The organism is Caulobacter sp. AP07, from assembly GCF_000281955.1.
GTDB lineage: Bacteria > Pseudomonadota > Alphaproteobacteria > Caulobacterales > Caulobacteraceae > Caulobacter.
Genome location: NZ_AKKF01000149.1, coordinates 14,306 through 33,511 on the forward strand (window position 1 = coordinate 14,306; position 19,206 = coordinate 33,511).

Genomic DNA, 19,206 nt, shown 5'->3' on the forward strand with positions numbered 1-19,206 from the left:
AGGAAGCATGACCGGACGGCGCTCATCCTGGACCCTGGCGGCCTTCGCCGCGCCCTGCCTGCCGCTGGCGGCCCTGGGCCTGCCCCTGGTGGTCTATCTGCCCGAATACTACGTCAGTGAACTGGGCCTTTCGCTGTCCGTGGTGGGCGCGGCCTTCCTGCTGGTGCGCCTGGCCGACATCATCCTCGACCCGATCCTCGGCGGCATGATGGACCGCACGCGCACGCGCATCGGCCGTTTCCGCCCCTGGCTGGCGGCCGCCGCGCCCGTGCTGATGATCGCCGCCTACGCCCTGTTCATGGCCAAGCCCGGGGTCGGACCGGTCTATCTGTGGGCCTCGCTGGTGGTCTGCTACATCGGCTATTCGATGGCCGTGCTGGCGCACACCGCCTGGGGCGCGGTGCTGTCGCCCGACTACCAGCAGCGGTCGCGGATCTATGGCTGGTGGGGCGCCGGCAACGTGGTCGGCATGATCCTGGTGCTGCTGCTGCCGCCGCTGCTGGCCATCGTCTTCAAGGGCGACCACGCGGCCGGGATCCGGTCGATGGGCTGGTTCATCATCATCCTGCTGCCGCTGACCTTCTTCCTGGCCATGGGCGTGGTCGGCGAGACCAACGTCCCGCCGGTCAAGCACGCCGCCGGCCTGCGGCAGTACCTGGCGCTGATCAAGCGGCCGTCGGTGCAGAAGCTGCTGGCCGCCGACCTGCTGATGGGCCTGGCGCCGGGCATCGCCGGGGCGCTGTTCTTCTTCTTCTTCGAGCGCATCAAGGGCTTCAGCAAGGCCGAGGCCGGCGTCCTGCTGCTGATCTATTTCGTCGCCGCCCTGCTGGGATCGCCGATCTGGCCGGCCCTGGCCAAGAAGGTCGGCAAGCACAAGTCCCTGGCCATCGCCTCGGTGGCCTACGCCGTGTTCCAGCTGGCCGTGGTGTTCACGCCCAACAACCAGGGCCTGTTCACGTTCAATGTCTCCAACGTGATCAGCATGGTGATCCTGGTCCTGGCCGGCCTGCCCTACTCGGCCGCGCCGCTGCTGGTGCGCTCGATGATGGCCGACATCGGCGACGAGGAGCGGCTGCACGCCGGCGTCGACCGCACCGGCCTGCTCTACGCCGTCGTCAACGGCACGGTGAAGCTGGGTCACGCCCTGGCGATCGGCGTGTTCCTGCTGCTGTCCTGGCTGGGTTTCGACCCCAAGATTCCGAGCGCCCAGGGCGACGCGGCCCTGATCACCCTCTACGCCGTCGCTCCGGCGGCCCTGGGCCTGCTGGTGTGCGCGATCATCCTGCGCTATCCGCTGGACGCCGCCGCCCACGCCGAGATCCGCCGTCAGCTCGACGAACGGGACGCGGCCGAGCCCCTCCCCAGCCCGAGCCCGGAACCGCATGTCTCACCCCTCCTCGCTCCCAATCCCGCCGCTGAATGAAGAGAACGGGAGCCACCCGCTCTTCACCCTGATCGACATCATGGCCAGGCTGCGCGACCCGAACGGCGGCTGCCCGTGGGACCTGGAGCAGACCTTCGCCACCGTCGCGCCCTACACGGTGGAGGAAGCCTATGAGGTGGCCGACGCCATCGAGCGCGGCGACCTGTCGGACCTGAAGGAAGAGCTGGGCGACCTGCTGCTGCAGGTGGTGTTCCATTCGCGGATGGCCGAGGAACAGGGGTCGTTCGACCTGGCCGGCGTGGCCGCGGCGATCAACGACAAGATGATCCGCCGCCATCCCCATGTGTTCGGCGACCACGCCTACGAGAACCAGGACGCCCAGACCGCCGGCTGGGAGGCGCTGAAGGCCCAGGAGCGCCAGGCGAAAGCCAAGGGCGGGGTGCTGGACGACGTGCCGGCCGGCCTCCCCGCCCTGACCCGCGCCGTCAAGCTGACCAAGCGCGCCGCCCGGGTCGGCTTCGACTGGCCGTCGACCGACGAGGTGCTCGACAAGCTGGCCGAGGAGATCGCCGAACTGAAGGTCGAGATCGCCGCCGGCGACAAGGCCAAGGCCCGCGAGGAGCTGGGCGATCTGCTGTTCGTGGTCGCCAACCTGGCCCGCAAGCTGGACGTCGAGCCCGAGGACGCCCTGCGCGCCACCAACGCCAAGTTCGTGCGCCGGTTTTCGTTCATCGAGGCCGAGTTGGCCAAGGACGGGCGGACGCCGGACCAGTCGGACCTGGCGGAGATGGATGGGCTTTGGGACGCGGCGAAGGCGGCGGAGAAGGCGAAGTAGGCCGGACTTGCCCCCTCCGCGCCTGCGGCGCTCCTCCCCCATAGGGGGAAGAGTTCAGGCGTGCGAACTCCGCCCCCTATGGGGGCGGACAGGCGGCGTAGCCGCCAGGTGGGGGCAAGTGGGGACCCTACTCCCCCGTCGCCATCACCCAGACGTTCGGGAACTGCCGCTCGAACCGGCCCAGGGCCTGGGCGTCGAGGCGGGCGATCAGGCGGACACCGCCTTCGGCTTCCTCCTCGCGGCTCTCGACCCGGCCGTTGCGGTAGATCCAGGCCAGGGCCTCGCCGTCGCCGGCCGCCAGCCGCACCGCGACGGGCGGGGTGTCGTCGATCAGGGCCCCGACCCGCTTGAGCAGCTCGACGCAGCCCTCGCCGGTGACGGCCGAGACCGCCGCGGCCCCCCGGCGTCGGGCCTGGCCGTCGAGGATCTCGCGGGCCTCGCCGTCGACCAGATCGATCTTGTTCCAGACCTCGAGGATGGTCTTGCCGTCCTCGGTGGTGACCTTCAGCTCGGCCAGCACCGCCTGGACGTCGCGGGCCTGGGCGTCGGTGTCGGGATTGGCCACGTCGCGCACGTGCAGCACGACGTCGGCCTCCTGCACCTCCTCCAGGGTGGCGCGGAACGCCTCGACCAGCTCGTGCGGCAGGTCGGAGATGAAGCCGACGGTGTCGGACAGGATCGCCGGCCGGCCGTCGGGCAGCTTCACGTTGCGCAAGGTGGGGTCGAGGGTGGCGAACAGCATGTCCTGGGCGACGACGGTCGCGTGGGTCAGGCGGTTGAACAGCGTCGACTTGCCGGCGTTGGTGTAGCCGACCAGGGCGACGGTCGGATACGGCACCTTCTTGCGCTGCGAGCGGTGCAGGGTGCGGGTGCGCCGCACCTCGTCCAGCTCGCGCTTGAGCTTGAGGATGTTGTCGCGGATCAGGCGGCGGTCGAGCTCGATCTGGGTTTCGCCGGGGCCGCCGGTATTGCCGGTGCCGCCGCGCTGGCGCTCCAGGTGGGTCCAGGTGCGGACCAGGCGCGAGCGCTCGTAGTCCAGCCGGGCCAACTCGACCTGCAGCTTGCCCTCGCGGGTGCGGGCGCGACGGGCGAAGATCTCGAGGATCAGCCCGGTGCGGTCCACGACCTTGACGTTGAGGGCCCGTTCCAGATTGCGCTGCTGGACGGGCGTCAACTGGTCGTCGAACACCGCGACGTCGATCTTCTCGACCTCGCAGAGCGCCGCGAACTCCTCGATCTTGCCCTTGCCGAACAGGGTGGCGGGGGTGACCAGGCGCAGGGGCGCGATCATCGTCTCGACGACGTTCAGGTCCAGCGCCAGGGCCAGGCCGACGGCCTCTTCGAGGCGCGCGTTGGGATCACGCGCCTCGAGAGCCGATTGGCCGCGCGTCGGGCGCACGGGATGGATCACGAACGCCCGAAGGACGGGCGTCGCGTGGTCGATGGATTTCGAAGTTGATTTGGTCAAACGGCCCTAAATCAATATTTGGAGCGTGGCGACGCCACGCTCTGGGAATCAATCGTCTTGATCAGCGCTCGGCTCGTACAGTTGCACGGGCTGGGCCGGCATGATCGTCGAAATGGCGTGCTTGTAGACCAGCTGGGACTGGCCGTCGCGGCGGAGCAGAACGCAGAAGTTATCGAACCAGCTGACCACGCCCTGCAGCTTCACACCGTTGACCAGGAAGATCGTCAGCGGCGTCTTGGACTTGCGCACGCTGTTCAGGAAAGTGTCCTGAAGGTTCTGTTTTTTTTCGGCAGACATTGGGGGTTCCCCTCTTATTGTTTCGGAGGGCCACACGCCCCCCACACAAACAAGTTCAGACTAGAGCATTTTTCGTCGGTTGGTATGACCAATCCGCACGGAAAATGCGCCAAAAGGTAGCGAAGTTTAAATCGCGGCCTCTTTCGCGCGCTGGATATAGAGAGCCCGAAGCCGCGTCGCCACCGGTCCGGGCTTTCCGTCGCCAACAGCGACGCCGTCGATGCTGACGATCGGCAGCACCAGGGTGCCGGCGCCGGTGATGAAGGCCTCCCGCGCGGCCTTGGCTTCCTCGACCGTGAACGGCTGCTCGGTGATCGGCAGGCCTTCGCCGGCGATCACTTCCATCAGGCTGGTGCGGGTGATGCCGCGCAGGATGTTGGCCTGGGTGTCGCGAGTGCGCAGGCGGCCTTCCGAATCGACGATCCAGGCGTTGGACGAGGCGCCTTCGGTAACCAGGCCCAGCTCATCGACGAACCAGGCCTCGACCGCGCCGCGCTGGCGCGCCGCCTGCTTGGCCAGGGCGTTGGGCAGCAGGCCGATCGACTTGATGTCGCAGCGGCCCCAGCGGTTCTCCGGCACGGTGACCACCGAGAGGCCGCGGGCGGCCTTGGCCTCGGCGGCGGCGCGGTCGACCGACTTGGCGGTGACCACCACGGCCGGCGGCACGGCGGGGTTGGGGAAGGCGTGGTCGCGCGGGGCGACGCCGCGCGTGACCTGCAGATAGACCAGGCCGTCGCGCACCTTGTTGCGGCGGACAGCCTCACGCAGCACGACGGTCAGGGCCGCCTGGCTCATCGGATGGGCGATCTGCAGTTCGTCCAGGCTGCGCCACAGCCGGGTGAAATGGCCGGCCGCGTCGGCCAGCTTGCCGTCGAACACCGCCCACACTTCGTAGACGCCGTCGGCCAGCTGGTAGCCGCGATCCTCGATATGCACGGCGGCCTGGCCGTGGCGCACGAACCGACCGTTGACGTAGGCGAAACGCGACATTTCAAGTTCCCAAAAGCCAGATGGATCACAAAACTTCCGTCATCCCCCGACTTGTTCGGGGGACCCAAGCGGCGCCAACCGATAATCCTGGATCAGTTCGGCTTGGGTCCCCCGCATAAAGCGGGGGATGACGACGGTGGGGTGCAGCCCCCTTACTCTTCCTCTTCCACCCGCGCACCCGCGACACCGAGAGATTTCAATTTTCGGTGCAGGGCCGAGCGCTCCATGCCGATGAAGTTGGCGGTGCGCGAGATGTTGCCGCCGAACCGCAGGATCTGGGCGTTGAGGTACTCGCGCTCGAACAGCTCACGCGCCTCGCGCAGCGGCAGGGCGATGATCCGCTCGGCCCCGATCGCCCCGGCGTTGCCGCCGGAGGGCTGGTCGTTGGCGTTGAGCATCTCTGCGGTGATCAGGTCGCCCGGCTCGCCGGCCGCCAGGATCAGCATGCGCTCGACGTTGTTGCGCAGCTGGCGGACGTTGCCGGGCCAGGCCTGGACCTGCAGGGTCGCCAGGGCGTCCTCGCCCAGCCGCCGCCGCTGCAGGCCGGTGGCCTCGCAGATGCGGTCGACGAAATAGCTGATCAGCTCGGGGATGTCCTCGCGGCGCTCGGACAGCCCCGGCACCCGCACCGGCACCACGTTGAGGCGGTGGAACAGGTCCTCGCGGAACCGGCCGGCGGCGATCTCGTCGCGCAGCTCGCGCGAGGTCGAGGAGATCACCCGCACATCGACCTGGACGTCGTTGTCGCCGCCTACCCGGCGGAACCGTTGCTCGACCAGCACCCGCAGGATGCGGCTCTGGGTCTCGCGCGGCATGTCGGCCACCTCGTCGAGATAGAGGGTGCCGCCGTGGGCGCGTTCGAACACCCCGATCTTGCGCGGCCGGCCGTTCTCGCCCTCCTCGCCGAACAGTTCGACGTCCAGGCGCTCGGGAGCCATGCCCGCGGCGCTGACCGCCACGAACTCGTTGCGCAGCCGGGTGCTGGAGCCGTGGATCAGCCGCGCCACCAGCTCCTTGCCCGAACCGGGCGGGCCCGAGACCAGCACGCGGCTGTTGGCCGGGGCGACCTTGGCGATCAGCTGGCGCAGGGCCTGGGCGGCCGCCGACTTGCCCATCAGGCCGTCGGAGCTGAAGCTCTGCACCCGCAGGCGGCGGTTCTCGCGCTTCAGGTTGGCGGCTTCCAGCGCCCGCTCGACCACCAGCAGCAGCCGGTCGGACTTGAAGGGCTTTTCCAGGAACTCGTAGGCCCCGCGCTTGATGGCGCTGACGGCGGTCTCGATGTTGCCGTGACCGGAAATCATGATCACCGGCAGGTCGGGGTCCAGGGCCTTGACCATGTCGAGCAGCTCCAGCCCGTCCATGCCCCCGCCCTGCATCCAGATGTCCAGCACCAGCAGCGCGGGCTTTCGGGCCCGCAGCGCGGCCAGGGCCTGGTCGGAATCGGCGGCGACACGGACGGCGTAGCCCTCGTCCTCGAGGATGCCGGCCACCAGTTCGCGGATATCGACCTCGTCGTCGACCACAAGCACGTCAGCGCTCATATCATCTCCTCTACGCCATTCGGTGCGTTGGCGGCGGCGAGCCGCGCGGTCGTGGGGAACTTCAGGATGACCCGGGCGCCGGTTCCATGCAGCGCGTCGGTCAGGACCAGCTCACCCTCGTGGTCCTCCATGATCCGTTTGACGATCGCCAGGCCAAGGCCGGTGCCCTTCTCGCGGGTCGTCACATAGGGTTCGGTCAGCCGGTCGCGGTCGCGGGCCGGCAGGCCCACCCCGTTGTCCTCGACGATGAGACACAGGGCGTCCTCTTCCGACACCAGGCTGGCGACGATGCGGCCCGGCGGTTCCGGCGAGGCCAGGCGACGCGCGCCGACCGCCTCGCCTGCGTTCTTGAGGATGTTGGTCAGGGCCTGGCCGACCATCCGGGCGTCGCAGCTGACCCAGACCTCGCCGCCCGGTTCCTCGATCAGGACCTCGGTCTCGGCGTCGACGAAGCGCTGGGCGAACACCGCCTGGCGCAGCATCTCGGCCAGGTCGGCGGGCGCGAAGCGCGGCGCGGGCATGCGGGCGAAGGCCGAGAACTCGTCGACCATCCGGCCGATGTCGCCGACCTGGCGGATGATGGTCTCGGTGCAGCGGTCGAAGGTCTCCAGGTCGCTGGTGATGTCCTTGCGGTACTTGCGACGGATGCGTTCGGCCGACAGCTGGATCGGGGTCAGCGGGTTCTTGATCTCGTGGGCGATGCGCCGGGCGACGTCCTTCCAGGCGGCGTTACGCTGGGCGGCCACCAGGCGGGTGATGTCGTCGAAGGTCAGGACCAGGGTCTCGGCGGCGTGGCCGGCCCCGCGGAAGCGCAGCCGCCGCGTCTCGCCGCCGCGCATCACATCGATCTCGACCTCGGCGTTGGGACGGCCGCCGCTGATCTCCTCGACCACGGGCTCCAGTTCCGGCGCCGCCTCGGCCAGGGACTTGCCCACGGCGTCGTCGTTCAGGGCCAGCAGGTCGCCGGCCCGGCGGTTGAGCGCGGTGATCCGGCCCTCGGCGTCCAGGCCCACCACCCCGGCGCTGACGCCCGACAGCACGGTCTCGATGAACTGGCGACGCGACTCGGCGTCAAGGCTGGCGACCCGCAGGGCCGCCTGCTGAACCTGCAGGTCGGTGGTCATCATGTTGAAGGCGACGGACAGGGCGCGGATCTCCTCGGGCCCGTGCTCGACGTCGACCCGCGCGTCCAGGTCGCCCGCCGACACCCGGCCGGCCGCCTGGACCAGGCCCGAGACCGGCGCGGCGATCGAGTTGGCGGCGGCGATGCCCACCCAGACGGCGGCGACCAGCACCAGCAGCGCGGTCTCGATATAGCTCAGCCCGAAGATCACCTGGATGCGCGCCTGGTTCTTGGCGGCCTCCCGATACGAGATCAGCGACTCCTCGGACTCGATCAGGTGGGCCAGGATGCCCTTGTCGATCGGTCGGGCCACGTAGAGATAGGCGTCGGGAAAGCCCTTCAGGCGATAGAGCGCCCGGAACAGGTCCTCGGACACGAAGCGCTGCGAGGTGATCTCGCCGGTGTCGGTCCACTTGAAGCTCGAGGGCGGCGGGGCCAGGAACGGCGGGGCGTCGTCGCTCTCGGCCCGGGCCAGGATGCGGCCGTCGCGGTCCAGCACATAGGCCGACGAGAAGCCGTTGTCGTCGGACAGGCTCTTCAGGAAATGCCCGAAGGCCACGGGCGAGTCGGCCAGGGTCGGGGCGGCCTGGTTCAGGGTGCCGGCCATCGGCCCGACGTGCTGGCTGATATAGGTGGTCTGTTCGCTGACATAGGAGCGGGCCACGGTGGCCGAGTTCTCGACCACCGTGCGCACGCGCTCGCTGAACCAGGCGTCGACGCCGCGATTGACCAGCACGCCGAAGAACAGGGCGACGATCACCGCCGGAGCCACCGCCGCCACCGAGAACAGGCCCACGAACCGCAGGTGCAGGCGCGCGCCGGCGTCGCTGGCCCGGGCGTCGACCAGGTCGAGCAATCCCCAGCCGACGACGCCGGCGATGCAGAGGATCAGGGCGAGGTTGAGCCCCAGCACGACCAGGATGACCGTGGTGGCGGGGCCGATCGGGCCGGTGGTCGGCGGCGACGAGGCCAGACCCACCGCCGTGGCGGTCAGGGCGACGGCCACACCGTAGGCGACGCCCAGGGTGTAGCGCGACCGCAGCAGGCCTCGCCACCAGGCCCGGCTGAACCGGGTCGGCGGTCCTTCAAGCTCCAGTACGGATGCAGCGGACGCCATTGACCAAGTTTAAGGGGAGGTGTGCCCCAAACTCAACAGGTATGTGCCTATAAAGCTTCAGCCTGGGGTGCAACCTTGCGTGACCGCCCCATGCCGGGGGCTCTAGCGGCGCCCCCGGGTCATTTCCACGCCGAGATCCTGGATCTTCTTGCGCAGGGTGTTGCGGTTCAGCCCGAGGATCTCGGCCGCCCGCACCTGGTTGCCGCGGGTCGCCGACAGGGTCAGCTGGATCAGCGGCCGTTCGACCTCCTGCAGCACCCGGTCATAGAGCCCCGCCGCCGGCACGCCGTCCGGCTGGTCGGCGAAGTGCGACGACAGGTGACGCTCGACCAGGCTGGCCAGGGTGACCGGCCCTTCGTCAGCATGAGCGGTCGGGGTGTGGTCCTGCAGTTCGCGGTCGACGATGCGGGCGGTGATCAGCTCCTCGGCATAGAGGGCGCACATCCGGCGGATCAGGTTTTCCAGCTCGCGCACATTGCCCGGCCAGGCGTGGGTCTTCATGCGGTCCAGCGCGCTGGAATCGATGGTCTTGGCGGGAAGACCTTCGCGATTGGCGCGCAGCAGGAAGGTGCGGGCCAGGTCGGGGATGTCCTCGGTGCGGTCGCGCAGCGGCGGCAGGCGCACGGGGGCGACGTTGAGGCGGAAGAACAGGTCTTCGCGGAACAACCCCTGCTGGATCAGGCCCCGCAGGTCGCGATTGGTGGCGGCGATGATCCGCACGTTGGGGCGGCGGCCGGTCTTAGGGTTGAGCACCGGCTCGGTGCCGTCGATCACCCGCAGCAGGCGGGTCTGGGCGTCCAGCGGCATGTCGCCGATCTCGTCCAGGAACAGGGTGCCGCCGTCGGCCTCGATCAGCCGGCCCTGGTCGCCCTCCCCGCGCCCGAACAACTCGGTCTCGACCCGCTCGCGCGGCACGGCGGCCAGGTTGATGACCACGAACTTGCCGTCGCGGCGACGACCCAGTTCGTGCAGGGCGCGGGCCACCAGCTCCTTGCCGGTGCCGCTCTCGCCGAGGATCAGCACCGTCAGGTCGGCGCCGACCAGGCGGGCGATGGTGCGGTAGACCTCCTGCATCGGGGCCGAACGGCCGATCAGCGGCAGGCGCTCGTCGCGCATGGCCCGGGCCTGGGCCTTGGAGGCCTCGGCGTCGGCCGGCCGCGACAAGGCCCGGCGGGCGGCGGCGGTGACATCGTCCAGGTCGAAGGGCTTGGAAATGTATTCGAACGCCCCCGCGTCGGCGGCGTTGACCGCCGTCAGCAGGGTGTTCTGGGCGCTCATCACGATGATCGGCAGCTTGGGCCGCTCCTTGCGGATGCGCGGCAGCACGTCGAAGACGTTCTCGTCGGGCATCATCACGTCGGTGACGATCAGGTCGCCCTCGCCGTCCATGACCCACTTGAGCAAGGTGGTGGCGTTGCCCGTCGCCCGGACCTGATAGCCCAGCCGGGTGAAGGCCTGGCTGAGCACCAGCCGCACGGAGCTGTCGTCGTCGGCGATCAGGATCTTCTTGTTGGCGGCGTTCATACGCGGGCGTCTCCGGTGGACCGGTCGAGGGAAAGCTTTTCAGTCGCCATGGGCAGCAGCACGCGGAACACGGTGCGGCCGGGCTCGGATTCGAAGTCGATCAGGCCGCCGTGGCTGGTCACCAGCTTGGTGACCAGGGCCAGGCCCAGGCCCGTGCCGTTGGCCTTGGTGGTGACGAACGGCTGGAACAGGTGGTCGCGCAGGCTCGGGGGCACGCCGGGACCGTTGTCCTGGATGCGGATCTCGATCGGCGCGCCGGCGGTGGCCTTGCCGTCGGCCCCGCGCACCCGCACGCCGGGACGCCAGGCGGTGTGGATCGACAGGATGCCCTGGCCGTCGCCCCGGGCGTGGGCGGCCTCGGCGGCGTTCTTGACCAGGTTCAGGAACACCTGGATCAGGTGGTCCTCGTCGCCCCAGACCGGCGGCAGCGAGGGGTCGTAGTGCTCCTGCAGCGCCAGGCCGTCGGCGACGCCGTTGACCACCAGGGCCCGGACACGGTCCAGCACCTGGTGGATGTTGACCGCCTCGCGCGGGCCCGGGACCTCGTCGGAAAAGGCCTCCATGCGATCCACCAGCCGGCGGATGCGATCGGTCTCGTCGACGATCAGCTGGGCCAGGGGCTGGTCGGCGGCGCTGGCGCCGGTCTTCAGCAACTGGGCCGCGCCGCGGATGCCGGCCAGCGGGTTCTTGATCTCGTGGGCCAGCATGCGGCCCAGGCCGACCACCGAGCGCAGGCCGGCGGCGTCCGAGGCCCGCTCGACGCCCAGCACGCCCTTGACGTGCAGGGTCAGCATCACCGAGCCGTCGCCCAGCGGCGCGGCGGCCCCGTCGGCCTCGAACGGCGGCTGGCCGAACAGGTTGACCTCGACCCCGTGCTCGCGGACCAGGGCCCCCTCGAACAGGGCGCGGTCCATCATCGAGACCAGCACCGAGCCGGGCGGCAGGGCGGCGCGGAACCGGCCGCGGGCCAGCAGCGACAGGCCCTGGCCGAACAGCGCCTCGGCCGCCTCGTTGACCGCCACCAGCGCGCCGTCGCGGTCGACGACCAGGGCGGGCTCGGGGCTGAGGTCGAAGGCGGCGACCTTCAGGCCGTCGGCGATCTTGGCGGGAACGACCCGGGCGTGATCGGTCATGCCGCCAACCTCCGGTCGTCAAGCCACAGGGCCGCCAGGCCGTCCTCGATCGCGGCGGGGTCTTCCAGCCGGCACAGGACGCCACGCGCCGCCCGGCGCGCCTCGGCGTCGGCCGGCCACGGCGCGGCGTCGACATAGGAGGCCAGGTGCTTGCGGAACATCTTCAGCCCCAGCTCCTGGCCGTAGAAATGGAGGCTGCGGCGGAAATGGGTGACGGCGATGGCCAGCCGCTCGTCGGCGTCCGGCTCACGGAAGCCCTCGCCGTCCAGCGCCGCCTCGATGGCCTGGGCGATCCAGGGGCGGCCATAGACGCCGCGCCCGATCATCACCCCGTCGGCGCCCGACTGTTCGAGGGCCAGGCGGGCGGTGTCGCCGTCGATGATGTCGCCATTGACCAACACCGGCACGGAGACCGCCGCCTTGACCGCCGCCACGGCGCTCCAGTCGGCCACGCCCTTGTAGAACTGGCAGCGGGTGCGGCCGTGGACGGTGATGGCCTGGGCTCCGGCGTCGACGGCCCGGCGGGCGATGTCGGCGGCGTTGCGGCTGTCGTCGTCCCAGCCCAGGCGCATCTTGACGGTGACCGGCACGTCGACGGCGCTGACGGCGGCGGCCACCAGGGCCTCGGCCAGGTCGGGTTCACGCATCAGGGCCGAGCCCGAGGCGACGCCGCCGGTGACCATCTTGGACGGGCAGCCGAAATTCAGGTCGATGATCTGGGCCCCGGCCTCGGCGGCCATCCGCGCGCCCTGGGCCATGAACGTAGGATCGCGGCCGACCAGTTGGACGACCATCAGCGGCAGGCCGTCGCCGACCGCCGCGCGGCGCACGGCGTCGGGCCGGCCGCGCGCGAACTCGGCGCAGGCCACCATCTCCGTCGCCACATAGGCCGCGCCGAGGCGGGTGGCGGTTTCCCTGAAAGGCAGGTCCGAGACACCGGTCATCGGCGCGATCCACACACGCCCAGGCACCTCGACCTTACCGACCGCGAGACTTTTGCTCATTTTATAGACATCCCCATCGCACTCTTTTTAGGCATATTGTGCGGCGCCGTAAAGCCTCCATCTCTGGACAAGTTTCGACGGGGGGCTAAACACCCCTCATGAATTTTTCAGCCGTCATCGTCGCCGCGGGTTCGGGAACACGAGCCGGCCCAGGCCAGGCCAAGCAATGGCGCGATTTGGCGGGCAAGCCCGTGCTCCGCTGGTCGGTGGAATCCCTGCTGAACGCCGGCGTAAAAAACCTTGTGATCGTGGCCGATCCCGGGGCGCGCAAGGCCTTGAAAGACGCGCTGGGCGATCTTTCGGGCTGGATCACAACCCCAGGAGGCGCGACCCGCGCGCTGTCGGTTCAGGCCGGTTTGGCGGCTCTCATCGATCGCCCTGCGGACGAACCGGTGCTGGTCCACGACGCGGCCCGCCCCTTTCTCGGCGCCGCAACAATCGCGAGTGTTCTGCTGGCGCTCACGGATGCCGATGGCGCGATTCCAGGCTTGCCGGTGGCCGATACGCTGAAAAGCGGGGCGGCCGACGCGGCCATGGTCACAAAACCGCGGGATAACCTCTGGCGCGCCCAGACCCCCCAGGCCTTCCGCCGCGACCGCCTGCTGGCCGCCTACGCCGCCTGGAGCGGCCCGGGCGAACCGACGGACGACGCCCAGGTGGTCGAGCAGAACGGCGGCCGCGTGGTGGTGGTCCCGGGCGACCCGATGCTGATGAAACTGACCTATCCGGAGGACTTCGCCATGGCCGAACGACTGGCGGGCGCGGCCCGTATCACCCGCATGGGCCAGGGCTTCGACGCCCACCGCTGGGGGCCCGGCGAGTCCGTGTGGCTGTGCGGCGTCGAGATCGCCCATGACGAGACCTTGATCGGCCATTCCGACGCCGACGCCGGCCTGCACGCCCTGACCGACGCCATCCTCGGCGCGATCGGCGAAGGCGACATCGGCGACCACTTCCCGCCTACCGATCCGCAATGGAAGGGCGCGTCGTCGGACAGGTTCCTGATCCACGCCGTTGATTTGGTTCGCCAACGTGGCGGGAGCCTGGTCAATGTCGACGTGACCCTGATCTGCGAGCGGCCGAAGATCAAACCGCACCGGGCGGCGATGCGAGCGCGGCTGGCCGAGATTCTCGACCTTCCCCTCGACCGGGTCAGCGTCAAGGCGACCACCACCGAGGGCATGGGTTTCACCGGCCGCGGCGAAGGCCTGGCGGCCCAGGCGATCGCGGTCGTGGAGACGCCCGCGTGAAGACCGGGAATGCGGGTGGGAACACACACTCATCCCATCCGCGTTGCCACAGGACCCCTGCCCGTGGTGTGAGTGTGTGTCCCCGATCGATGCGCCGAGTCCGCCGATGTTCCCCCTAGAGATCGAGACCCTCGCCCGCCTGCTGATCGACGAGGCCCGGCAGAAATCGCTGCGCCTCGTCACCGCCGAGAGCTGCACCGGCGGCCTCGTGGCCGGGGCGATCTGCGCGATCTCCGGGGCGTCCGACGTCTTCGAGCGCGGCTTCGTCACCTACACCAACCGGGCCAAGTCCGAGATGCTGGGCGTGCCGGGCGACCTGATCGCCGACCATGGCGCGGTGTCGGAGGTGGTGGCGCGAATGATGGCCGAAGGGGCGCTGGAGGCCAGCAACGGCCATGTGGCGGTGTCGATCACCGGCGTCGCCGGCCCCGGCGGCGGCTCGCCGCTGAAGCCGGTCGGCACGGTGCATCTGGCGGTGGCCCGCGCCAACCGCTCCGTCGTCCATCGCCACGAGCGCTTCACCGGCGGAACCCGCGAGGCGGTGCAGTTGGCGGCGGTGCGCACGGCGCTGGAAATGCTGCGCGAAGCGGTGGCCTAGGTGCCGGAAGCCGCGCCCAGCGACTGGCGGCGGTTTGTCGGCATGGGGCTGTCGCGGGCGGCCCTGGCCAAGGCGGCGGCCCGCAAGACCGAGTGGCGCCACGCCATCCGGGTGTCGTCGGCGGTCGTGGTCGCCTACGCCCTGGCCACCTTGCTGCGCCTGCCCCAGGGCTATTGGGCGGTATTCACCGCCGTGATCATCGTCCAGGGCAGCCTGGGCGCGACGATCACCGCCTCGATCGAGCGCTTCATGGGCACGGTGGTCGGGGCCGTGGTCGGGGCCGGAGCGGCCATGCTGCACGCCCGCTGGCCCGAGGCCGGCGGACCGATCCTGGCGATCACCGCCGCCCTGCTGGCCTTCCTGGCCGCCGTGCGCCCGGCCCTCAAGGTGGCGCCGATCACCGCCGTGATCATGCTGATCGGCACGACCACCCACATGGACCCGCTGGTCGCCGCCTTCCTGCGGGTGGCCGAGATCACGGTCGGCAGCGTGGTCGGCATCGCCGCCACCCTGCTGATCTTCCCGGCCCGCGCCCACGCCTCGGTGGTGGAGAATGTCGACAAGGTCGCCGGTCTGCTGGCCGATCTGCTCGACCACTACGCCCTCAAGCTGCGCGGCGGCGAGACCACGATCGACGCCCGCGACCACTACGACGAAACCCTCAAGGCCCTGGCCAGGCTGCAGACCGCCATGGCCGAGGCCGAGCGCGAGAGCGCCAGCAAGCTCAGCGACCATTCGGTGACCGACGCCCTGCCCCGCACCCTGTGGCGGCTGCGCAACGACTGCGTGATGATCGGCCGGGCGCTGCGCGACACCCTCCCCGCCCCGGGCCTGACCCTGCAATCGGCGGCGATGCTGGGCGCGTGCGCCGGCTTCCTGCGGGCCTGCGCGGCCCTGCTGTCGGGCGGTGCGCGCCCCGACCGCATCGCCTTCGCCCAGGCCCATCAGGCGTTCCAGACCGCCGTCGAGACCCTGCGCGAGACCGGCGGCACCCGCGCCCTGGCCTTCGACGACGCCGCCCGGGTGTTTGGCCTGGTGTTCTCAATCGAGAACCTGTTCGGCAACCTCGGCGACATCGAGGAGCGGGTCGAGGAGACGGTCGGCAAGCGGGGGTAGGCAAAGCCCGGCCCGGCCACTAGCTAGAGGTCATGACCTCCCTCGCCCTCACCGTCTTTCAAGGTCGCTCGGGCGACAGAAATCCACGCGGCATGACCGGCGCGCTCGCGGTGGGCGCCGCGCTGGAGGCGCGACTGGGCGTCGCCGCCGCCACGGTCGGCGTCCAGGCCCCGCCCCTGGCGACGGGCTGGTCCGAAGAGCTGGAGGCGGCTCGTCCCGGCCTGGAGGCCCTGGCCGCCCGCCTCGACGCGGTGCTGGCCGAGGGCGCGTCGTCGCTGGTCGCCCAGGGCCGCTGCGCCGCCTCGCTGGCCACCCTGCCCGCCGTCAAGCGTCATCACCCCGAGGCGCTGATCGTCTGGTTCGACGCTCACGGCGACTGCAACCTGCCCAGCCAGTCCGCGACCGGCTATCTCGGCGGCCTGGTGCTGACCGGGGCCGCCGGCCAGTGGGACACCGGCCTGGGCCGGGGCCTGGACCTGGCCGATGTGGTGCTGGTCGGGGCGCGTGACCTGGACCCGCCCGAACTGGCCCTGATCGCGGCGGGCGCGCCGCACCTGGTGGCCGCCGGTCCGAACCTCGCCGAGCGCCTGGCCGCCGCGATCGGCGACCGGCCGGTTTATGTGCATCTGGACTGCGACGTCCTGAACCCCGGCCTCGCGCCGACCGAGTACAGCGTGCCCGACGGTCTGGACTTCGCCGACCTGAAGGCCGCCTGCGTGGTGCTGGCCCGCAACCGGGTGATCGGCCTGGAGATCGCCGAGTTCGAGGCCAGTTTCGCGGAAACCGGCGCGGCGGGGGATGTCGGGGCCTTGCTGGACGCGCTGGCGCCGCTGCTGGAGCGGCTAGCCCGCTAGATACGGCTTGTAGCTCTTTTCCTCGACGATCTCCGACCCGGCCAGGGCGTTGATCGCCCGCTTCACGGCGGCGCGGCGGTCGTTGTCGATATAGACGCGGCGGGCCAGTTGGACGAAGGACGGGCCGAAGTCCTGGCGGCGCTCGTGGTCGCGCTTGCCGTCCTCGATGTCCCACAGGGCGGCGTTGATCTGCGTCAGCTCGTCGGTCAGGCGCTCCAGGTCAGGCGAGCCCACCAGCTCCCGGACGGCGGTCTCCTCGAGCAGGACCAGTTCGGCGCGGACATTGGCCTCCTTGACCGGATCGCCGATCCGCGTGGCCTTGACCCGCAGGATGGTGATCTTGTCGATCAGCTCGCCGGCCGAGATGGGGGCTAGGATGGGCATTCAGGAGTCTCCGGCGATCAGGCGCAGCAGGGCGGCCTCCACCACCTGGGGCGGCAGGGCGGCCATGTCCTGTCCGTAGTCCTCCGCGACCAGCAGCTCAAGGCGCCGGGCGGCGGGACGGAACTTCACCGCCTTGCGATGGTCCTTCTGCAGCGACAGCAGCGGCGCGCCGCCGGCCGCCAGCATGTGGCCCGGGCCCGCGTCGTTGGCCACTGCGGCGGTCAGCCGTCCGGCCAGGGCGATGGCCAGCAGCGGTCCCTTCACGGCGGGATGGCCGTCGGTGCGGTCCTTCTCCGGGAACAGCGCCGACGGCACGGCCTCGCGCGCCGCCTGGGCGTCGACCGCCTCGTCGGGGCCGAAGAAGAACACCGCCTTGCGGCCCGAGACTTCCAGGCGACGGGCCAGGTCGAGATAGCGGTCCAGCGGCCAGCGCTTGTCCTGGCCGCCCGCGCCGGGCGCCAGGCCGACATAGGTCGGACCGTCGGGCAACAGCGCCCGGGCGGCCGCCAGGGCGTCGGAATTGGTCAGGACCAGGGGCCGGGGCGCGCCCGCGCCATCGGTGGCCAGGGCCAGCAGGCGGCCCAGGCGATCGACCACGGCCGCCGGCCAGCCGGGTTTCCGCGCCTGGGCGGCGGCGGAGACGAACAGGCCGCGGACGGCGCGCCGGGCCACCAGGCTGCGGCGCAGGTTCTCCTGGGTGTCGATCACCAGGTCGAAGGTCCGTCCGCCGAACGGCTTGACCCACGGCAGGGCGTCCAGCATCCCGGCTCCGGTCGGGCCGGCGGTCAGAATCTCGTCGACATAGCCGGCCACGACGCCCTTCAGCGGGCCGGCATAGACCGTCTCGCCCTTGCCGGCGCACCAGGTGATCCGGGCTTCCGGAAAGGCGGCGCGCAGGCCGGCGATGAAGGGAAGCTTGATCAGGCCGTCGCCGATCACCTCGCCCATCGAATAGATCAGGACAGTCTGGACCATGGCCCGGCTTAGGCCGCCCCGCCGCTTCGGGTCAACGCCCGGTGCGCAATGTGAGTATTCACTTGCATGCACCCCTGGCCGTGCTAGCTTCCCCTCATGAGCGCCAAACCCAGGATCGAACGCGCCGCCCTCGAGGTCTTCGTCGACCGCGGCGTCGACGCGGCCACCACCAAGCTGATCGCCGCCAGGGCCGGAGTGTCCGAGGGCGCGATCTACCGCCACTGGAAGAGCAAGGACGAGCTGGCCCTGGGCCTGTTCATGACCACCCACGGTCGGCTGTCGGACCTGATCACCGCCAAGGCCGAGGCCGAGACGGGGATCAAGGCCAAGGCCGCCGCCGTGGTCCGGGCCTATTGCACGGTGGCCGACGAGGACTGGCTGCTGTTCGCGTTCCACCTGCTGCAGCTGCACCACTTCCTGCCCTACTACCAGGAGGACGGCCGCGACCCGGTGACCATGGTCGAGGCCCTGATCAAGCGGGCGATGATCGACACCGAGCTGCCCCCCGGCGACCCGCGTGTGATCGCCGCCATGGCCATCGGCGTCATCACCCAGACCGCCCAGAACAAGGCCTATGGCCGGCTGGGCGCCGACGCCCTCTCCGCCCACGCCCCGCTGATGACCGCGGCCGTCCAGGCCGTGCTTTCCGCCCGCTAACCCTTACCCACCCCAAGTTCTCCAGGGATATCGAACCATGCGCAGCGCGCTGTTCAACGCCTACTACTGGGTTCTGTCGATCTTCTACGGCCTGTCGGCCGCCCTCTCCGCCCTGCTGCCCGGCCGCCGGCCGATCGCCTTCGCCCTGCGGCTCTACAGCCAGCGGATGCTGTGGGCGCTGCGAACCTTCGCCGGCGTGAAGATCGAGCTGAAGGGGCAGGAGAACCTGCCGCAAGGCGCCTTCATCATCGCCGCCAAGCACCACAGCTGGGGCGACGGCTTCGTGATGTTCGCCAATGTCGAGAACCTGTCGTTCGTCACCGGCGACCACCTGGAGCGCTTCCCGCTGGTCGGGGCGATCCTCAAGAAGTTCGGGGCCATCGTGGTCGACAGCTGCGGCGGTCCGGAGGCCCGCAAGGCCCTGTCGGAAAGCGCCGCCCAGGTCGCCGCCGAGGGCCGTCGCATCCTGATCTATCCGGAGGGCCACCTGGCCGCGCCGGGCGAGCGGTTCCGCTATCGCACCGGCGTCTATTACATGAGCCAGGACTTCAACCTGCCGGTCGTGCCGGTGGCCACCAACCTCGGCTGCTTCTGGAAGCAGACGGACAAGGCCAAGACCGCCGGCCAGGCCACGGTCGAGTTCCTGCCGCCGATTGAGCCGGGCCTGTCGAAGGCGCAGTTCATGGCCAAGATGGAAGAGGTCATCGAGACCCGGACCAACGAGTTGATCGCCCAGGCGACGGGCCAGCCGGTGAGGCCGTCGGTGCTGGTGGAGTGGAATGGGCGCAAGAACGTGGCGCCGGCGGTCGAGGCCGCCACCGCGAGCCTTCTCCCGTAGGGAGAAGGAGGGGCCCGCGCCGTCAGGCGTGGGAGGATGAGGGGGTTAGGTTGTTTCAGATCCGGGCAGGGCGTTGGGGATGGGCGGTTGACGGCGTCACCCCTCACCCTCCCACCGC

General features: G+C 70.1%; 18 protein-coding genes. 8 read left to right on the top strand and 10 right to left on the bottom strand.

Annotated elements, in window-relative coordinates:
* The first annotated feature begins 7 nt into the window (after positions 1-7).
* The gene (locus PMI01_RS12240; RefSeq protein ID WP_007668727.1) at positions 8-1,423 is read left to right on the top strand and encodes an MFS transporter; all 1,416 of its coding nucleotides are present in this window, start codon (positions 8-10) and stop codon (positions 1,421-1,423) included.
* Positions 1,383-2,219: a nucleoside triphosphate pyrophosphohydrolase gene (gene mazG / locus PMI01_RS12245; protein ID WP_007668729.1), complete on the top strand. Its 837-nt coding sequence runs from the start codon at positions 1,383-1,385 to the stop codon at positions 2,217-2,219. The genes PMI01_RS12240 and mazG overlap by 41 nt, the downstream gene beginning before the upstream one ends.
* A gap of 127 nt (positions 2,220-2,346) precedes the next feature.
* On the opposite strand, the gene hflX is transcribed toward mazG, so the two are convergent.
* From hflX to dusB, 8 genes are all read right to left on the bottom strand, one after another.
* A complete protein-coding gene (gene hflX / locus PMI01_RS12250; protein WP_007668731.1) occupies positions 2,347-3,687 on the bottom strand; it encodes a GTPase HflX in 1,341 nt (446 codons plus the stop codon).
* Between the two features lie 48 nt (positions 3,688-3,735).
* Complete coding sequence (gene hfq / locus PMI01_RS12255; protein WP_007668735.1) at positions 3,736-3,984, bottom strand: RNA chaperone Hfq; 249 nt, start codon at positions 3,982-3,984, stop codon at positions 3,736-3,738.
* A 126-nt stretch (positions 3,985-4,110) separates the two neighbouring features.
* Positions 4,111-4,974 (bottom strand): D-amino-acid transaminase, encoded by an 864-nt coding sequence (locus PMI01_RS12260; RefSeq protein WP_007668737.1) that lies wholly within the window; start codon positions 4,972-4,974, stop codon positions 4,111-4,113.
* 152 nt (positions 4,975-5,126) lie between these two features.
* Positions 5,127-6,515: a nitrogen assimilation response regulator NtrX gene (locus PMI01_RS12265; RefSeq protein WP_007668739.1), complete on the bottom strand. Its 1,389-nt coding sequence runs from the start codon at positions 6,513-6,515 to the stop codon at positions 5,127-5,129.
* Positions 6,512-8,755, bottom strand: a complete 2,244-nt coding sequence (locus PMI01_RS12270) for a sensor histidine kinase NtrY-like (RefSeq protein WP_007668741.1) — start codon at positions 8,753-8,755, stop codon at positions 6,512-6,514. The genes PMI01_RS12265 and PMI01_RS12270 overlap by 4 nt, the downstream gene beginning before the upstream one ends.
* A gap of 102 nt (positions 8,756-8,857) precedes the next feature.
* A complete protein-coding gene (locus PMI01_RS12275; RefSeq protein ID WP_007668743.1) occupies positions 8,858-10,279 on the bottom strand; it encodes a sigma 54-interacting transcriptional regulator in 1,422 nt (473 codons plus the stop codon).
* Positions 10,276-11,412: a two-component system sensor histidine kinase NtrB gene (locus PMI01_RS12280; RefSeq protein WP_007668744.1), complete on the bottom strand. Its 1,137-nt coding sequence runs from the start codon at positions 11,410-11,412 to the stop codon at positions 10,276-10,278. The genes PMI01_RS12275 and PMI01_RS12280 overlap by 4 nt, the downstream gene beginning before the upstream one ends.
* Positions 11,409-12,416, bottom strand: coding sequence for a tRNA dihydrouridine synthase DusB (gene dusB / locus PMI01_RS12285; protein ID WP_007668746.1), 1,008 nt, complete (start codon positions 12,414-12,416; stop codon positions 11,409-11,411). Before dusB ends, PMI01_RS12280 begins: the two co-directional genes overlap by 4 nt.
* Positions 12,417-12,514: 98 nt before the next feature.
* Between dusB and PMI01_RS12290 the strand changes: the two genes are divergently transcribed.
* The 4 genes from PMI01_RS12290 to PMI01_RS12305 all read left to right on the top strand — a co-directional run bounded on the left by PMI01_RS12290 (position 12,515) and on the right by PMI01_RS12305 (position 16,234).
* A complete protein-coding gene (locus PMI01_RS12290) occupies positions 12,515-13,666 on the top strand; it encodes a bifunctional 2-C-methyl-D-erythritol 4-phosphate cytidylyltransferase/2-C-methyl-D-erythritol 2,4-cyclodiphosphate synthase (RefSeq protein WP_007668749.1) in 1,152 nt (383 codons plus the stop codon).
* 106 nt (positions 13,667-13,772) lie between these two features.
* A complete protein-coding gene (locus tag PMI01_RS12295; RefSeq protein WP_007668752.1) occupies positions 13,773-14,264 on the top strand; it encodes a CinA family protein in 492 nt (163 codons plus the stop codon).
* On the top strand, positions 14,265-15,380 hold the full coding sequence (locus tag PMI01_RS12300) for an FUSC family protein (protein WP_035036006.1): 1,116 nt from the start codon (positions 14,265-14,267) through the stop codon (positions 15,378-15,380).
* A 92-nt stretch (positions 15,381-15,472) separates the two neighbouring features.
* On the top strand, positions 15,473-16,234 hold the full coding sequence (locus tag PMI01_RS12305; RefSeq protein WP_202948081.1) for an arginase family protein: 762 nt from the start codon (positions 15,473-15,475) through the stop codon (positions 16,232-16,234).
* Here the strand turns inward: PMI01_RS12305 and PMI01_RS12310 are convergent.
* Together PMI01_RS12310 and PMI01_RS12315 are read right to left on the bottom strand one after the other, a co-directional pair.
* On the bottom strand, positions 16,223-16,618 hold the full coding sequence (locus PMI01_RS12310; RefSeq protein WP_007668761.1) for a DUF6165 family protein: 396 nt from the start codon (positions 16,616-16,618) through the stop codon (positions 16,223-16,225). The two genes, PMI01_RS12305 and PMI01_RS12310, sit on opposite strands and share 12 nt — an antisense overlap.
* Positions 16,619-17,593, bottom strand: coding sequence for a glycosyltransferase family 9 protein (locus PMI01_RS12315; protein ID WP_007668764.1), 975 nt, complete (start codon positions 17,591-17,593; stop codon positions 16,619-16,621).
* A 96-nt stretch (positions 17,594-17,689) separates the two neighbouring features.
* Between PMI01_RS12315 and PMI01_RS12320 the strand changes: the two genes are divergently transcribed.
* Together PMI01_RS12320 and PMI01_RS12325 are read left to right on the top strand one after the other, a co-directional pair.
* Positions 17,690-18,250 (top strand): TetR/AcrR family transcriptional regulator, encoded by a 561-nt coding sequence (locus tag PMI01_RS12320; RefSeq protein WP_007668766.1) that lies wholly within the window; start codon positions 17,690-17,692, stop codon positions 18,248-18,250.
* A 37-nt stretch (positions 18,251-18,287) separates the two neighbouring features.
* Complete coding sequence (locus PMI01_RS12325) at positions 18,288-19,088, top strand: lysophospholipid acyltransferase family protein (protein ID WP_007668768.1); 801 nt, start codon at positions 18,288-18,290, stop codon at positions 19,086-19,088.
* Positions 19,089-19,206 lie beyond the last annotated feature (118 nt).

What these genes read in the sequence shown, in the direction of transcription:
- PMI01_RS12320 (WP_007668766.1), top strand. Translation starts at nt 17,690, where the DNA reads ATGAGCGCCAAACCCAGGATCGAACGCGCCGCCCTCGAGGTCTTCGTC.
- PMI01_RS12265 (WP_007668739.1), bottom strand. Translation starts at nt 6,515, where the DNA reads ATGAGCGCTGACGTGCTTGTGGTCGACGACGAGGTCGATATCCGCGAA.
- PMI01_RS12270 (WP_007668741.1), bottom strand. Translation starts at nt 8,755, where the DNA reads ATGGCGTCCGCTGCATCCGTACTGGAGCTTGAAGGACCGCCGACCCGG.
- PMI01_RS12295 (WP_007668752.1), top strand. Translation starts at nt 13,773, where the DNA reads ATGTTCCCCCTAGAGATCGAGACCCTCGCCCGCCTGCTGATCGACGAG.
- hfq (WP_007668735.1), bottom strand. Translation starts at nt 3,984, where the DNA reads ATGTCTGCCGAAAAAAAACAGAACCTTCAGGACACTTTCCTGAACAGC.
- PMI01_RS12275 (WP_007668743.1), bottom strand. Translation starts at nt 10,279, where the DNA reads ATGAACGCCGCCAACAAGAAGATCCTGATCGCCGACGACGACAGCTCC.
- PMI01_RS12260 (WP_007668737.1), bottom strand. Translation starts at nt 4,974, where the DNA reads ATGTCGCGTTTCGCCTACGTCAACGGTCGGTTCGTGCGCCACGGCCAG.
- dusB (WP_007668746.1), bottom strand. Translation starts at nt 12,416, where the DNA reads ATGAGCAAAAGTCTCGCGGTCGGTAAGGTCGAGGTGCCTGGGCGTGTG.
- PMI01_RS12325 (WP_007668768.1), top strand. Translation starts at nt 18,288, where the DNA reads ATGCGCAGCGCGCTGTTCAACGCCTACTACTGGGTTCTGTCGATCTTC.
- PMI01_RS12310 (WP_007668761.1), bottom strand. Translation starts at nt 16,618, where the DNA reads ATGCCCATCCTAGCCCCCATCTCGGCCGGCGAGCTGATCGACAAGATC.
- PMI01_RS12280 (WP_007668744.1), bottom strand. Translation starts at nt 11,412, where the DNA reads ATGACCGATCACGCCCGGGTCGTTCCCGCCAAGATCGCCGACGGCCTG.
- PMI01_RS12315 (WP_007668764.1), bottom strand. Translation starts at nt 17,593, where the DNA reads ATGGTCCAGACTGTCCTGATCTATTCGATGGGCGAGGTGATCGGCGAC.
- PMI01_RS12290 (WP_007668749.1), top strand. Translation starts at nt 12,515, where the DNA reads ATGAATTTTTCAGCCGTCATCGTCGCCGCGGGTTCGGGAACACGAGCC.
- PMI01_RS12305 (WP_202948081.1), top strand. Translation starts at nt 15,473, where the DNA reads ATGACCGGCGCGCTCGCGGTGGGCGCCGCGCTGGAGGCGCGACTGGGC.
- mazG (WP_007668729.1), top strand. Translation starts at nt 1,383, where the DNA reads ATGTCTCACCCCTCCTCGCTCCCAATCCCGCCGCTGAATGAAGAGAAC.
- PMI01_RS12240 (WP_007668727.1), top strand. Translation starts at nt 8, where the DNA reads ATGACCGGACGGCGCTCATCCTGGACCCTGGCGGCCTTCGCCGCGCCC.